We start from the raw sequence: 13,415 nt of genomic DNA on the forward strand, positions 1-13,415 counted from the left end.
GTCGCGTGCCCGCCGCGGGGCGTCCCCTACATCCTCCCCACCCCCACCTGCTCCCCGCGGGCGGGGCGCGGCCGCCCCCCGCCGGGGGGGGGGCCCCCCCCCCCCCGACGCGAGGTTTCGCGGTGCGGCTCAGCGGGCGCCGAGCAGGTGCTCGGTCGCCAGCTGCTGCAGGCGCACGAACCCGAAGCCCTTGCCGTTCAGGTAAGCATCCGTATCGAAGTCCTCCCACGTGCTGCGGTCGGCCTTCAGCGACTCGATGGTCTCGCCCTCGTTCAGCGTCGGCTTCTCGAGCTCGTACACCTTCGCGGCCTCGAGTGCTTCTTGCACCTCGGGATCGGCGCGGAAGGCTGCAGCGCGCTCCTTGAGCAGCAGATATGTCTGCATGTTCGCCTTGGCGGAGTCCCACACACCGCTCTCGTCCTCGGTGCGGCTCGGCTTGTAGTCGAAGTGACGAGGGCCGTCGTAGGCCGGTCCGCCGTTTGCTCCGCCGTGCTCGAGAAGGTCGACCAGCGCGAACGCGTTGTGCAGGTCGCCGTGGCCGAACGCAAGGTCCTGGTCGTACTTGATGGAGCGCTGGCCGTTGAGGTCGATGTGGAACAGCTTGCCGTGGTACAGCGCCTGGGCGACGCCCGAGGTGAAGTTGAGGCCTGCCATGGTCTCGTGTCCGACCTCGGGGTTGAGACCGACGAGCTCGGGGTGCTCCAGCGACTCGATGAAGGCGAGGGCGTGCCCAAGGGTCGGCAGCAGGATGTCCCCGCGCGGCTCGTTCGGCTTCGGCTCGATCGCGAAGCGGATGTCCCAGCCCTGGGACAGCACGTAGTCGCCGAGGAAGTCGACCGCCTCCTTGTACCGTTGCAGAGCGGCCTGGATGTTCTTGGCCGAGTCGTACTCCGCACCCTCACGTCCGCCCCACATCACGAAGGTCTTGGCGCCGAGCTCGACACCCAGCTCGAGCTGACGCAGTATCTTGCGGATCGTGTACCGGCGCACGTCGCGGTCGTTGGAGGTGACGCCGCCGTCTTTGAAGACGGGGGCGGAGAAGGTGTTCGTGGTGACCATCGGAACGATGAGTCCGGTGTCGTCGAGTGCCTTCTTCAGGCGGTCGATCTGCTTCTGACGCTCGGCATCGGTTGAGCCGAACGGGAACAGATCGTCGTCGTGGAAGGTGAGGCCGTATGCCCCGAGTTCTGCAAGCTTCTCGACGGCGTGAACCACGTCGAGCGGGCCGCGGGTCGGACCGCCGAACGGGTCGGTGCCGTTGTAGCCGATGGTCCAGAGACCGAACGAGAACTTGTCTTCGCGGGTGGGCGTGACTGCCATGGAAGGTTCCTTCAGCGTCGTTGATGAGTATTTGTTGCGCCGCCAAACATATCAGATGCCCGGCATGAGGTCGAGACTGCCGCCAACATCCGGTGAGCGCTCTCTCCCTCCAGCGTCGTGAGGGACATCTCGACCCAATTCACCTAGCGCGCGGTCAGCGGCGGCCTGCCGATCGGCGCAGGGCCGGTGGATGCACCGGGCACGAGCGTGCACGCGATGCGCACCTGCGTCGGCGGGGCATCCCGGCCCTCCAGCCGGTCGATGAGCGCCTCGGTCGCGAGCCGCCCGAGTTCGGAGCCGGGCGCGTCGTATGTGCTCAGTGCAGGATCGGTGAGGGTCGCGAGCGACGTCGAGCTGGCGATGCCGGCGATCGAGACATCCTGCGGAACGCGCACGCCGCGGTGGCGCAGCCCGTTCACGAGCGCGAACGTCGCGTCGTCGTGCATGCCGATCACCGCGGTGGTCTCCGGTGCCTGGCGGGCGATCTCGTCGGTGATCGAGAGAATGGATGCCCGCTCATGCGACACCCGGAACAGCGCGCCGTTCAGTCCCCGGCTCGCGATCGCCTCCTCGAAGGCCTGCACAGCGCGCACCGGCGGGGCGTATCCGGCAAGGGGCGTGTTGGAGAGGTCCTCGATGATGAGGCTGATGTCGCGATGCCCGAGCGTGGCGAAGTCCTCCACCGCGTGCTCCACAGAGCGCTCGAAGTCGATGTCGACGTAATCGATGCCGTCCAGATCCCTGGTGCGCCCGATGAGTGCGAACGGGGCTCCTGCCTGTTGCAGGTGCGTGACACGCTCATCCTCGAGCTGCACCTCCATGAGCAGCACGCCGTCGGCAAAGCCGGCTTGGATGAGTGAGGCGATCTCCGCGGAGACGTTGTCGCTGTGGATCGGCCACAGCACGAGGCTGTAGCCGCGCTCCTCGGCGGCGGTGGCGGCGGCATCCACGAACGAGTGGTGGTGCCTGTGGTCGAGCAGCGGGTAGATCAACGCGATCACGCGTGACTTGCGGCTCGCCAGCGCTCTGGCCATGGAGTTGCGCCGGTAGCCCAGTTCGTCGATGGCGCGCAGCACGCGCTCCCTGGTCTCGGGCGTGACGGGCTTGGTGTCGTTGACCACGAACGACACGGTCGAGATCGAGACCTTGGCGTGGTCCGCCACCTGCTGCATCGTGACCATGGCCACCGCCTCTCTCCTCGCACCGGGGATGCCACCGCCCGCGTCACTCGCGGCCTGGGGGCAAGTATCGCACCCGCTCGAGCCGATTTTGGTTAAGCGCTTGACTTTGCACATCGACCGTGAGCAGAATGCCTGAAAGCACTTGCCGGAAGTCCTCCCCAGAACATCCGGTTTTTCTTTTGGCATGCCGGTCAAGCGCTTGACCTCGCCGTCGACGCGATGGCGAAGACCCTTTCATCAAGAAGCAAAGGAGCTCACTCGTGAAGAAGTCACGCATCATCGCGGCGATGGCCGGGGCGGCCGTCGTCTCGCTGTCGCTGGCGGCCTGCTCATCCGGCTCAGGCGGATCGGGCGGCAAGCAGACGCTCACCGTCGAGGACTACTACTCCTCGAACCCGAGCATGAGCGGGTACAACTCGGTCTACAAGGACTGCGGCACCCAGGTCGGCGTCAAGGTCAACGCCGTGCACGTGGCGGGCGCATCGCTCATCCAGAAGGTGCTGCAGCAGGCATCCTCGAAGACGCTGCCCGACGTGCTCATGCTCGACAACCCCGACGTGCAGCAGATCGCCGCGTCGGGCGCGCTCACCCCGTTGAAGAACTACGGAGTCAGCGCGCCGAAGGGCGACGTGCCTGCCGTCGTCAAGGCGGGCACGTACCAGGGGCAGGTGTACGGCCTGGCGCCCGTGATCAACTCGATCGCGCTCTACTACAACGTCGACATGCTCAAGGCGGCGGGCGTCACACCGCCGAAGACGTGGGACGAGCTGAAGGCCGCTGCCCTCAAGCTCACCGACCAGAGCAAGGGCGTCTACGGGTTCGCGATGAGCAACATCAACACCTACGAGGGCACCTGGCAGTTCCTGCCGTTCTTCTGGACGAACGGCGGCAATGAGAAGAACATCGACACCCCGGCCGCGGCGCAGGCGCTGCAGTTCGACGTGGACCTGCAGAACGACGGCTCCATGTCGAAGAGTTCGGTGAACTGGAGCCAGCAGGATGTCAACAACCAGTTCGTCGCGGGCAAGGCGGCGATGATGATCAACGGTCCGTGGCAGCTGCCGGTGCTCAACTCGACGAAGGGCCTCAACTTCGCCAGCGTGCCGATCCCCACTCGCACCTCCTCGCAGAAGGTCGTCTCGCCACTCGGCGGTGAGACCTACAACGTGCCCAACACCGGCGACAAGACCAAGATGGGGCTCGCGGGCAAGTTCGTCGAGTGCCTGAACAAGCCGGCCACGCAGCTCAAGATCGCGAAGATCTCCGGCAATGTGCCCGCCGACGAGTCGTCGGCCGCCACGTGGGCGAAATCGCACCCGCAGGTGGAGTCGTTCGTCGAGACGGTGAAGACCGCTCGCGCCCGCACCGCGGAGCTCGGCCCGAAGTGGCCGAAGGCGGCGACCGCCATCTACACGGCAGTGCAGCTGGCGCTGACCGGCAAGGCGACGCCGCAGGCCGCCCTGCAGCAGGCGCAGGCGCAGAACAAGTAGGCCGGGTGGCCGGCGGGCGAGATCCCGCCGGCCACAGACATCCGATCAGGCAAAGGAGCGTGAGATGACCTCAGTGGATGCCGGCCTCGAGCGAAGCACGACGGGCGCGAGAAGGAACGGGGGAACGCCGCGGCGCAGGCCGCGGGTGAGTCGCTACCTCACCAGGTGGCTGTTCGTGGCGCCGGCGATTCTCTTCGTGCTGGTGTTCTTCGGCTACCCCATCGTGCAGAACGTGGTGATGTCGCTGCAGAACTACACGACGGCCACCTTCTACACGGGCGTTGCGCCGTGGGTGGGGATCGCCAACTACGTCACCGTCTTCAGTAACCCGATCTTCGCGACCACGGTGATCAACACAGTGCTGTTCACGATCGGCTCGATCGTTCTCCAGTTCGGCATCGGGCTCGGGCTCGCGCTGTTCTTCAAGCGGCACTTCCCGCTGAGCGGGTTCCTGCGCTCGCTTCTGCTGCTGCCCTGGCTGATCCCGCTGATCGCCTCGGCCGCCGTATGGAAGTGGATCCTCGACCAGGGCAGCGGCGCATTGAACCAGTTCCTCGCGATCTTCGGCGTGCATCCGGTGCCTTGGTTGGTCAGCCCGAGCCTCGCGCTCGTCGCCGTGATCGGCGTGAACGTGTGGCTGGGCATCCCGTTCAACACGACCATCCTGTACACCGGGCTCCAGGCTGTGCCGGAGGAGCTGTATGAGGCAGCTGCGCTCGACGGCGCGGTCGGCTGGCGGGCGTTCTGGCACATCACATGGCCGAGCATCCGCTCCGTGGTCAGCGTCGTGATCGTGCTCGGGGTGGTGTACACGCTGAAGGTGGTGGACATCATCCTTGGCCTCACCGGCGGCGGCCCGGCGAACTCGACGCAGACGCTCGCCACCTGGGCCTATCAGAACTCGTTCGTGCAGTTCGCGTTCGGGCAGGGCGCCGCGATCAGCAACGTGCTGATCGTCGTGTCGCTGCTGTTCGCCATCGTGTACCTGTACATGAACCGCAAGGGAGTGGACGAATGACCGCGACGCAGGCAATGGTGCTGCCGGCGGGTACGGGGACCGAGCACCGCAGACACCGCCGCAGCTGGCCGATGACGGTGCTGGGCATCATCTTCCTGGCCATCATGGTGTTCCCCGTCTACTGGATGATCAACAGCAGCCTGCAGTCGAACTCCGGTGCCGCGAACACGGACTGGTTCCCCGTCCATCCGACCTTCGCCGGATACGTTCAGGCGTTCCAGCAGCAGGGCGCCAACCTCATGACGAGCCTCATCGTCGCGGTCAGCGCCGTGGTGCTCACGCTCATCGTGGCCACACCGGCCGCGTACGGGCTCGCGCGCTTCCGCATGAAGGGGATGACCGCGTTCGTCTTCGTGCTGCTGATCACGCAGATGATCCCGACGATCGTGATCGCCAACGCCCTCTACGCGCTGTTCAACGACTGGGGCCTGCTGAACTCGTACATCGGTCTGATCCTGGCCGACAGTGCCGCGCAGATCCCGTTCGCGATCATCCTGATGCGGGCGTTCATGGCATCCATTCCGCAGAGCCTCGTCGAGGCGGCGCTCGTCGACGGGGCGAACAACTTCAGGGCGTTCCTATCGATCGTGGTGCCGATCAGCAAGAACGCGATCATCACGGCCGCCCTGTTCACCTTTCTCGGCGCGTGGGGCGACTTCCTGTTCGCCCTGACGCTGACGAGCACGCCCGCGGTGCGCCCCATCACGCTCGGCATCTACAACTACATCGGTGCGAACGTGTCGCAGTGGGGACCGGTGATGGCCACCGCGGTGATCGCCTCTATCCCGGCCGGCGTGCTGCTCGTCATCGCCCAGAAGTACATCGCCGCCGGCGCGCTCGGCGGAGCCATCAAATAGGAGAGAAACGCATGAACACCACCGCATCCGCCCCGCTCCGGGTCGTCGTCTGGGGCGAGAACCGCCATGAGCAGCTCGAGCCGCATGTCGCGGAGATCTACCCGGAGGGCATGCACAACGCCATCAAGGCGGGCATCGAGGAGAACCTGGGCGAGCGCGTCTCGGTCTCGACGGCGCTGCTCGACGACCCCGAGCACGGCCTGACCGAGGAGCGGCTGGCGCAGACGGATGTGCTGACCTGGTGGGGGCACGCGGCGCACGCAGAGGTCTCCGACGAGGTGGTCGAGCGCGTGCACCGGCACGTGCTCGAGGGCATGGGGCTCGTCGTGCTGCACTCCGGGCACTGGTCGAAGATCTTCCAGAAGCTGATGGGTACGACGTGCACGTTGCGGTGGCGCAGCGAGAACGACCGCGAGCTGGTGTGGACGGTCGACCCGACGCATCCGATCGCGCAGGGTGTGCCGCATCCGATCGAGATCCCGCAGCAGGAGATGTACGGGGAGCAGTTCGATGTGCCCAGGCCTGATGAGATCGTCTTCATCAGCTCGTTCACCGGCGGCGAGGTGTTCCGCAGCGGAATCACGTATCGCCGCGGCAACGGGAAGATCTTCTACTTCAGCCCAGGCGACCAGGACTTCCCTGTGTACCACCACCCCGACGTGCGCAAGGTGATCGCGAACGGGGTCGCGTGGGCGGCATCCGACCGCCCGAGCCGGGCGCTGCCGACCCTGCTGCGGTACGAGACCGGCGACTTCTTCAACGGGCGCGGCTACCAGGGGGCGCTGCACAACCACGATGAGGACGTGGCATGAGCACGTTCGCACGCGTGACCGGCGAGGGGCCGTTGCGGGTCGTGCTCGTCGGTGCAGGCAACATGGGGCGGGCGTGGATGCGCGTGCTCGGCGAGTCGCCGGACGTCGCGCTCGTCGGCCTCGTCGACCTCGACACCGATCTCGCCCGTCGAGCAGCGGTCGAGCACGGGCTCGACGTCGCAGTCGGCCCAGCGCTCGCCGAGGTGGCGGCCGCATCGAGCGCGCAGGCCGTGATCGACGTCACGGTGCCGCCTGCGCACCACGCGGTGAACACGGAGGCACTCTTCCTCGGGCTGCCAGTACTGTGCGAGAAGCCCATCGCTCCCACCGTCGCCGAGACACTGTCACTGATCGCCGCCGAGGAGGTGTCCGGTCAGCTGCTGATGACGAGCCAGTCCCGGCGCTACTACCCGCAACTGGCGCGACTGAAGGCCGCCGCGGCGACGCTCGGCGACATCGGGTTCGTCACTACGGAGTTCTTCAAGGCGCCGCATTTCGGCGGATTCCGCGACGAGATGGAGCACCCGCTGCTCGTCGACATGGCGATCCACGCGTTCGACGTGGCCCGCTATCTGCTCGAGGCGGACCCGGTATCGGTCGACTGCCGCACGTTCAATCCGGCGTGGAGCTGGTACCGAGGCGACGCGGCCGCTTCCGCCACGTTCGTCTTCGCCGGCGGCACGAGGTTCACGTACACCGGCAGCTGGTGCAGTCCCGGCCTCGAGACGTCGTGGAACGGCTCGTGGCGGGTCAGCGGAGCACGAGGCAGCGCCACGTGGGACGGTGAGGGCGAGCCGCGGGTCGAGTACGCGGACGCCTTCGACTCAGAGGCCTCCGTCGTGCCCGACTCGCGCTCGGAGATCGCGGGAGCACTCGACGAGTTCGTCGAAGCGCTCCGCACGGGAGCGACGCCCTCTGGGGACGTTCACTCCAACGTCTACAGCCTGGCGATGGTGGAGGCCGCCGTGCGTTCGGCCGCAGAAGAGCGGACCGTGCTGCTCGCCGACGTGCTGGAGGATGCCTACGCGAAGGCGCTCTCCAATGAGAGTCGAGACGATGTGCGGGCATCCCTGAACGCCTGGGGTTCCGCCGCGGAACGACTCGCACCAGCGCCGGCCACCGCCTGACCTGGGTCCCGCAGAGGGCGCGCATCCTCCTTCCCGAGGGTGCGCGCCCTCTTGTATGTCCCCCGCGGATTGCACCCCCAGCCGGGTGACAACACGCACACCTTGACGAACGGGCCCATTACCTCTTATGGTCGTCGAAGCGGTTCGATTAATTCGACCCGTTGGAGTGCGATTCGGTACCGGCTCTCGGCCATTGGTCCCATCGCACCTCGACCCACCGGCCCCACGAAGGAGTGAGATGCAGCGGGATCAGGGATCTGGGCGCCTTGCGGCGCCGATCGCCACGCCGAAGGCCGGCGCACGGTGACCACGCAAGCGGTTCTCCAGGAGGCCGCCTCCTCCGAGCTCGTGCACGGCAAGCGGCCGAAGGCATCCAGGACCGAACGGCGCAGGGGCGGCAAGAAGTCGTTCACCATGTTCCTCTGCATCGCGCCGCTGCTCGTTCTGGTCTTCGTGTTCTCCTACTTGCCGCTCTACGGCTGGATCTTCTCGCTGTACGACTACCAGCCGGCGCTCGGCCTCAAAGGCAGTGCGTTCGTGGGACTCCAGTGGTTCCAGATGCTGGTCAGCTCGCCCACTCAGATGGCGCAGATCGTGCAGGTGCTCGCCAACACGCTGGCGATGAGCTTCTTGGGCATCCTCACCTCGTTCCTGCCGATCCTGTTCGCCGTCTTCCTCAACGAGGTGAAGGCGCCGTGGTTCCGCAACGTGGTGCAGACCCTGACGACGCTGCCCAACTTCATCTCCTGGGTGCTCGTCTACATGATCGCGTTCTCGTTGTTCTCCAGCTCCGGCCTGGTGAACAGCGTGCTCACGGATTCCGGCATCATCACCACGCCGATCAAGTTCCTGGACTCTGACTCGCACGTGTGGCTGACGATGCTGCTCTGGAGTCTGTGGAAGGGACTCGGCTGGGGCGCGATCATCTACCTCGCGGCCATCACCGGGATCGATCCCGCGCTCTACGAGTCGGCCAAGATCGATGGCGCAGGGCGCTTCCAGCTGATGCGGCACATCACGATCCCACAGCTCATGCCGACGTACGTCGTGCTGCTGATGCTGTCGGTCGCGAACCTGCTCAACAACGGCATGGACCAGTACTACGTGTTCCAGAACGCGTTCAACATGCAGCACATCCAGGTGCTCGACCTCTACGTCTACAACGTCGGCATGACGGGGAACAACCTGTCGCTGGCGACGGCGATCGGCATGCTCAAGAGCCTGATCTCGGTCATCCTTCTCGTCTCCGTCAACCTCATCGCCAAGCGTGCCCGCGGCACCTCGATCATCTAGGACAACCGTCATGGCCATGGCAACGGATGCCGTCACCGGCACGGATCCCCACACTCGCTCGTCTCGGTCCAAGCGCCCGACCCGCACGCGACGTACAACGGGAGAGAAGGTCTTCAGCTCGCTGAACTACCTCGTGTTCGCACTCTTCGCGGTGATCTGCGCTTATCCCTTCTACTACCTGATCATCAACTCGATCAGTTCGAACAACATCTCCGCGCTCGGCGAGGTCCGGTTCTGGCCGATCGGTTTCCATCTCTCGAACTACGGACAGGTCTTCCAGCTTCCCGGGCTCACGCTTGCGTCGGCCGTGAGCGTCGCACGCACCGTGCTCGGAACAGCGGGGACCGTGCTGGTCTCGGCCTTCCTCGGGTTCATGTTCACGCAGGAACGCATGTGGGGCAGGGCGTTCTGGTACCGGTTCACGGTCATCACGATGTACTTCAGCGCCGGCCTCATCCCGGTGTTCCTGATCATCAAGGGCCTCGGGCTCACGAACAACTTCTGGGTCTACGTCATCCCGTATCTCGTACAGCCGTTCAACGTCATCCTCGTCAAGACGTTCGTGGAGTCGATGCCGCGCTCGATGCAGGAGGCGGCGGAGATGGATGGCGCGAACATCCTGCAGGTCTTCTTCCGCGTCTACCTGCCGAACATGACGCCCATCCTGGCGACCGTGGCGATCTTCTCTGCCGTGGCGCAGTGGAACATGTTCCAGGACACCCTGATCTACATCACCGATCAGAGCCTGTACACGCTCCAGTACCTGCTCTACATGTTCATCAACCAGGCGAACAGCCTGGCCCAGGCAGCCCAGAACGCGGCGGGCGGCAGCCTCAGCGCGATCGCCAATTCCGCGACCTCGCAGATGCCGACGTCGATTCAGATGACCGTCGCAGTCGTCGTCGTGCTGCCCATCATCTTCATCTATCCCCTGTTCCAGCGCTTCTTCGTGAAGGGCATCATGCTTGGCGCCGTCAAGGGTTGACGACCGCCACAGCGCACCAAGAAAGGAATGCAGCAATGAAGCGGAGAGAGTTCCTGGCACTGGCGGGTATCGGGGCGATTGCCACGATGACGCTGTCCTCGTGCTCGCTGATCGACGGCAGCTCGACGACGTCGGGCAACTCGACGGGCGCCTTCCCGAAGACGTGGAAGAAGCCCATCACGATCGATGTCTTCGACGACCTCGCCAACTACCAGGGCATGCAGTCCGGATGGTTCGCGAAGCTCGTGCAGGACAAGTTCAACATGAAGCTCAACGTCATCGCGCCGAATGTGGCCGGCGGGGGAGAGACGCTGTTCAACACTCGGTCGGCGGCGGGAGATCTCGGTGACCTCGTGGTCCTCGGGTCGTACCAGCACCTCACGGAGGCGCTGAAGGGCGGTCTTCTGCTCGACTCGTCGAGCTACTACAAGAACATGACGAACGCGTCCCGTTACGACGTAGCGGTGAAAAAGGCGAACACCGGAAACAAGGGCACCTTCGCCTTCCCGACGTCGGTCTCGAAGCTCAAGCCGACCCAGTCATCCGAGAGCACTGAACCTACGTTCGGTCCGTACCTGCGCTGGGACCTCTACGAGCAGGCAGGCTTCCCGAAGATCGACACGCTCGAAGACCTCATCCCGGTGCTGCAGGAGATGCAGAAGGCGGAGCCGAAGGCCCCGAACGGCAAGCCCGTCTACGGGCTGTCGCTGTTCAAGGACTGGGACGGCAACATGATGAACAACGCCAAGCAACCGGCGTGCTACTACGGCTTTGACGAGATGGGCTTCGTGCTCGCGGCCGCGGACGGCTCGTCGTACGAGAGCATCATCGACTCCGACTCGCACTACGTGCGCTCGCTCAAGTTCTTCAGCAAGGCGAGCCAGGCCGGCCTCGTCGACCCGGATTCACCGACTCAGAACTACTCGACCATGTACGCGAAGTACCAAGCCGGACAGGTGCTCTTCGCCTTCTGGCCGTGGCTCGCCCAGCCGGCGTACAACACCACGGACAACATGAATGCCGGCCGAGGCTTCGAGATCGCTCCGCTGAAGGACATGAAGATCTTCTCCTACGGCGCCGAGGTGTACGGCAGCAGCAACTACTCCCTCGGCATCGGCACGAAGGCGAGCGACCCGGAGCGCGTCGCGGCGTTCATCGACTGGCTGTACTCGGTGGACGGCGTGTACGCCAACGGCGCTCAAACGGGCTCGGCGGCGGGACCGCAGAATCTCACCTGGAAGCTGGACTCCTCGAAGAAGCCGGCTCTCAGTGCCTTCGGCCAGAACGCCTTCCTGGGCGGTTCCACCGAGCAGGTGCCGTCGGACTGGGGCACCGGAACGTTCACCAAGGGTGTCTCCGCGCTGAACGTGACGCTCGTCACGGCCGTCGACAAGGATCCGTCGACCGGCTACTCGTTCGCCTACCAGATGTGGCCGAGCTACCAGAAGCTGGTCGCCAACCCGCTCACCAAGAGCTGGTCGTCGCACATGGATGGTGCCGCCACCACGATGGACTACCTGCGCGCGAACAAGAAGATCATCGTCGCGCCCGGCTCGGGTTACAACGCGCCTGCCGATGACTCGGAGACGCAGACGCTGCGCAACCAGATCAAGGCGGTCATCGTGGCGGACTCCTGGAAGATGGCGATGGCCACCAGCACGTCGCAGTTCAACTCGCTGCTCAAGGACATGCAGGACACGGTGAACGGCCTCGGGTACGCGAAGGTGCTGAAGCTCGACATGGAGCACGCCAAGGCGCAGAACGCGGCGCGCCTCGCCGTCGCGAAGAAGTTCGGCTGACCGCAAACCGCGGCGGGCGGTTCGTAGAGCCGCCCGCCTTCCTTCCATCCCCTTTTTGCAGCGCACTTTCGTGAAGGGGACCATCCTCAGCGCCGTCAAGAGCTGACGCGCGCCTCAGCGCACCAAGAAGCAGCGGGAAGCGTGAAGTGAACGAAGCTCACGCCTGGGGCGAGCAAATCGTTGTGCGGCCGATCCCGTGGGGCGCGAGCCTATGCTGCTCGCCGCGGGCTCCGTGCCGGTACGCGCTCGGCGAGACGTTGCACGAGCGGGTGAAGTGGGCGTAGAAGCTGCTTTGGGACCCGAACCCCGAGGCGTGAGCGATTTCGCTAGTCGTCATGTTGGTCGTGAGCAGCAGCCGCTGCGCCTCTGCCATGCGGCATCTGGTCAGGTAGTTGCCCAAGGTCGTGCCAACGGTCTCCCGAAACAGCGTCATCGCATAATTCGGATTCAGATGGGTCGCTTTCGCGATCTGGGCCGGCGTGATGTCGGAGCGGAAGTTCGCCACCGTGAACTGCGCCATCTCGACGATGTGCTGCATCCCGTCGTTATGGGGATGCGGTGCGCGGAGTTGCTGCTGCTGGTCGTCGCGATGGTCCAGGTAGTGGAAGAGCAGCCGCTGCACGAGTGCCTGGATCTCCAGTAGCGCGCATTGCTCGGTGGGACCGCCCGTGAGGTCCACGACCCAGGATGTGAACATCGGCTCCACCTCCCTCCCGGTCGCCTCAACGGGGAGAACTATCGGGCGACTCGTGAGCAGTTCGCGAAGCTGCTCGCCGGGAAGTGCCCAACTGAACACCGTGGCCAGAGGGATGTGTACCCAATAGCTGTTGCCCGATGACCGGTCATCGTCGTCGATGAGGCGATGCGGAGTGGATGCCCAGAACATCGCGATCCGACCGGCCTCGACGAGTAGGCGTTCGCCGCCGAACAGGTAGTGAAGGTGCCCGCTCACGACATAGTTCAACTCGAGATCGTCGTGGCGATGCGACTTGTCCATTTGCGGGGCAGATCCGCGGTGGGCCCAGATCGCAGGGTCCTCCACGACTACCTGGGACTCGGGGGAAAGCGCATCCAGCCGTGTTTGGCGCATGCCGCCCACGATAGACGCACCTGAGGATCCTGGAAAGGTTGTGCTGTGATCGGGAAGCCTGCCGACCTACTTCGTTCGTAGCGTTCGAATATGCCTGACATTGCCGCCAACCCAAAGATCACCATCATCGGAGCCGGGGGCTTCGTCTTCCCCTTTCGGCTCATCGGAGACCTGATGAGCTTTCCCGCTCTGCGCGGTGCCCGGCTCTGCCTCATGGACATCAATTCGGATCGCGTGTCTCGAGTGGCAGCGGCCTCGAGAGAGCTCGCCGCTCACCACGGTTTCGACGTTCAGATCGACTCGACAACCGATCGACGTGATGCTCTGCGCGATGCCGACGTCGTCATCATCACGTTCCAGGTGGGCGGCATCGAGTCGTACCGCCATGATGTGGAGATCCCAAGGCGGTACGGCGTGGACCAGACCGTGGGGGACACGGTGGG

Annotated in this window: 12 protein-coding genes; 9 read left to right on the forward strand and 3 right to left on the reverse strand. The window is 64.9% G+C overall.

The features are described from left to right. Nucleotides 1-129 precede the first annotated feature (129 nt). Nucleotides 130-1,320, reverse strand: a complete 1,191-nt coding sequence (gene xylA, locus ACTHNC_RS18270; RefSeq protein ID WP_440296059.1) for a xylose isomerase — start codon at nucleotides 1,318-1,320, stop codon at nucleotides 130-132. A gap of 143 nt (nucleotides 1,321-1,463) precedes the next feature. Beyond that, nucleotides 1,464-2,501: a LacI family DNA-binding transcriptional regulator gene (locus tag ACTHNC_RS18275; RefSeq protein WP_440296060.1), complete on the reverse strand. Its 1,038-nt coding sequence runs from the start codon at nucleotides 2,499-2,501 to the stop codon at nucleotides 1,464-1,466. 260 nt (nucleotides 2,502-2,761) lie between these two features. Between ACTHNC_RS18275 and ACTHNC_RS18280 the strand changes: the two genes are divergently transcribed. The 8 genes from ACTHNC_RS18280 (at nucleotide 2,762) to ACTHNC_RS18315 (ending at nucleotide 11,882) form a co-directional block, all read left to right on the forward strand. Then, entirely contained in the window at nucleotides 2,762-3,991 is a 1,230-nt protein-coding gene (locus ACTHNC_RS18280; RefSeq protein WP_440296061.1) for a sugar ABC transporter substrate-binding protein, read from the forward strand. Between the two features lie 64 nt (nucleotides 3,992-4,055). Next, nucleotides 4,056-5,009, forward strand: a complete 954-nt coding sequence (locus ACTHNC_RS18285) for a carbohydrate ABC transporter permease (RefSeq protein WP_440296062.1) — start codon at nucleotides 4,056-4,058, stop codon at nucleotides 5,007-5,009. Then, entirely contained in the window at nucleotides 5,006-5,866 is an 861-nt protein-coding gene (locus ACTHNC_RS18290; RefSeq protein ID WP_440296063.1) for a carbohydrate ABC transporter permease, read from the forward strand. The genes ACTHNC_RS18285 and ACTHNC_RS18290 overlap by 4 nt, the downstream gene beginning before the upstream one ends. Before the next feature lie 11 nt (nucleotides 5,867-5,877). Then, the gene (locus ACTHNC_RS18295) at nucleotides 5,878-6,678 is read left to right on the forward strand and encodes a ThuA domain-containing protein (RefSeq protein WP_440296064.1); all 801 of its coding nucleotides are present in this window, start codon (nucleotides 5,878-5,880) and stop codon (nucleotides 6,676-6,678) included. Further along, the gene (locus ACTHNC_RS18300) at nucleotides 6,675-7,805 is read left to right on the forward strand and encodes a Gfo/Idh/MocA family protein (protein WP_440296065.1); all 1,131 of its coding nucleotides are present in this window, start codon (nucleotides 6,675-6,677) and stop codon (nucleotides 7,803-7,805) included. Before ACTHNC_RS18295 ends, ACTHNC_RS18300 begins: the two co-directional genes overlap by 4 nt. A gap of 303 nt (nucleotides 7,806-8,108) precedes the next feature. Continuing rightward, entirely contained in the window at nucleotides 8,109-9,098 is a 990-nt protein-coding gene (locus ACTHNC_RS18305) for an ABC transporter permease (RefSeq protein WP_440296066.1), read from the forward strand. 10 nt (nucleotides 9,099-9,108) lie between these two features. Further along, the gene (locus tag ACTHNC_RS18310; protein WP_440296067.1) at nucleotides 9,109-10,083 is read left to right on the forward strand and encodes a carbohydrate ABC transporter permease; all 975 of its coding nucleotides are present in this window, start codon (nucleotides 9,109-9,111) and stop codon (nucleotides 10,081-10,083) included. A gap of 35 nt (nucleotides 10,084-10,118) precedes the next feature. Continuing rightward, the gene (locus ACTHNC_RS18315) at nucleotides 10,119-11,882 is read left to right on the forward strand and encodes an ABC transporter substrate-binding protein (protein WP_440296068.1); all 1,764 of its coding nucleotides are present in this window, start codon (nucleotides 10,119-10,121) and stop codon (nucleotides 11,880-11,882) included. A gap of 157 nt (nucleotides 11,883-12,039) precedes the next feature. Here the strand turns inward: ACTHNC_RS18315 and ACTHNC_RS18320 are convergent, their stop codons facing one another. After that, nucleotides 12,040-12,972 (reverse strand): helix-turn-helix domain-containing protein, encoded by a 933-nt coding sequence (locus ACTHNC_RS18320; protein ID WP_440296069.1) that lies wholly within the window; start codon nucleotides 12,970-12,972, stop codon nucleotides 12,040-12,042. A gap of 90 nt (nucleotides 12,973-13,062) precedes the next feature. Here ACTHNC_RS18320 and ACTHNC_RS18325 point away from each other — a divergent pair. Further along, a partial coding sequence (locus tag ACTHNC_RS18325; protein WP_440296070.1) for a family 4 glycosyl hydrolase occupies nucleotides 13,063-13,415 on the forward strand: 353 nt, incomplete at its 3' end.

Origin of the sequence: Humibacter sp., assembly GCF_051954055.1 — a bacterium.
Lineage (GTDB): Bacteria > Actinomycetota > Actinomycetes > Actinomycetales > Microbacteriaceae > Humibacter.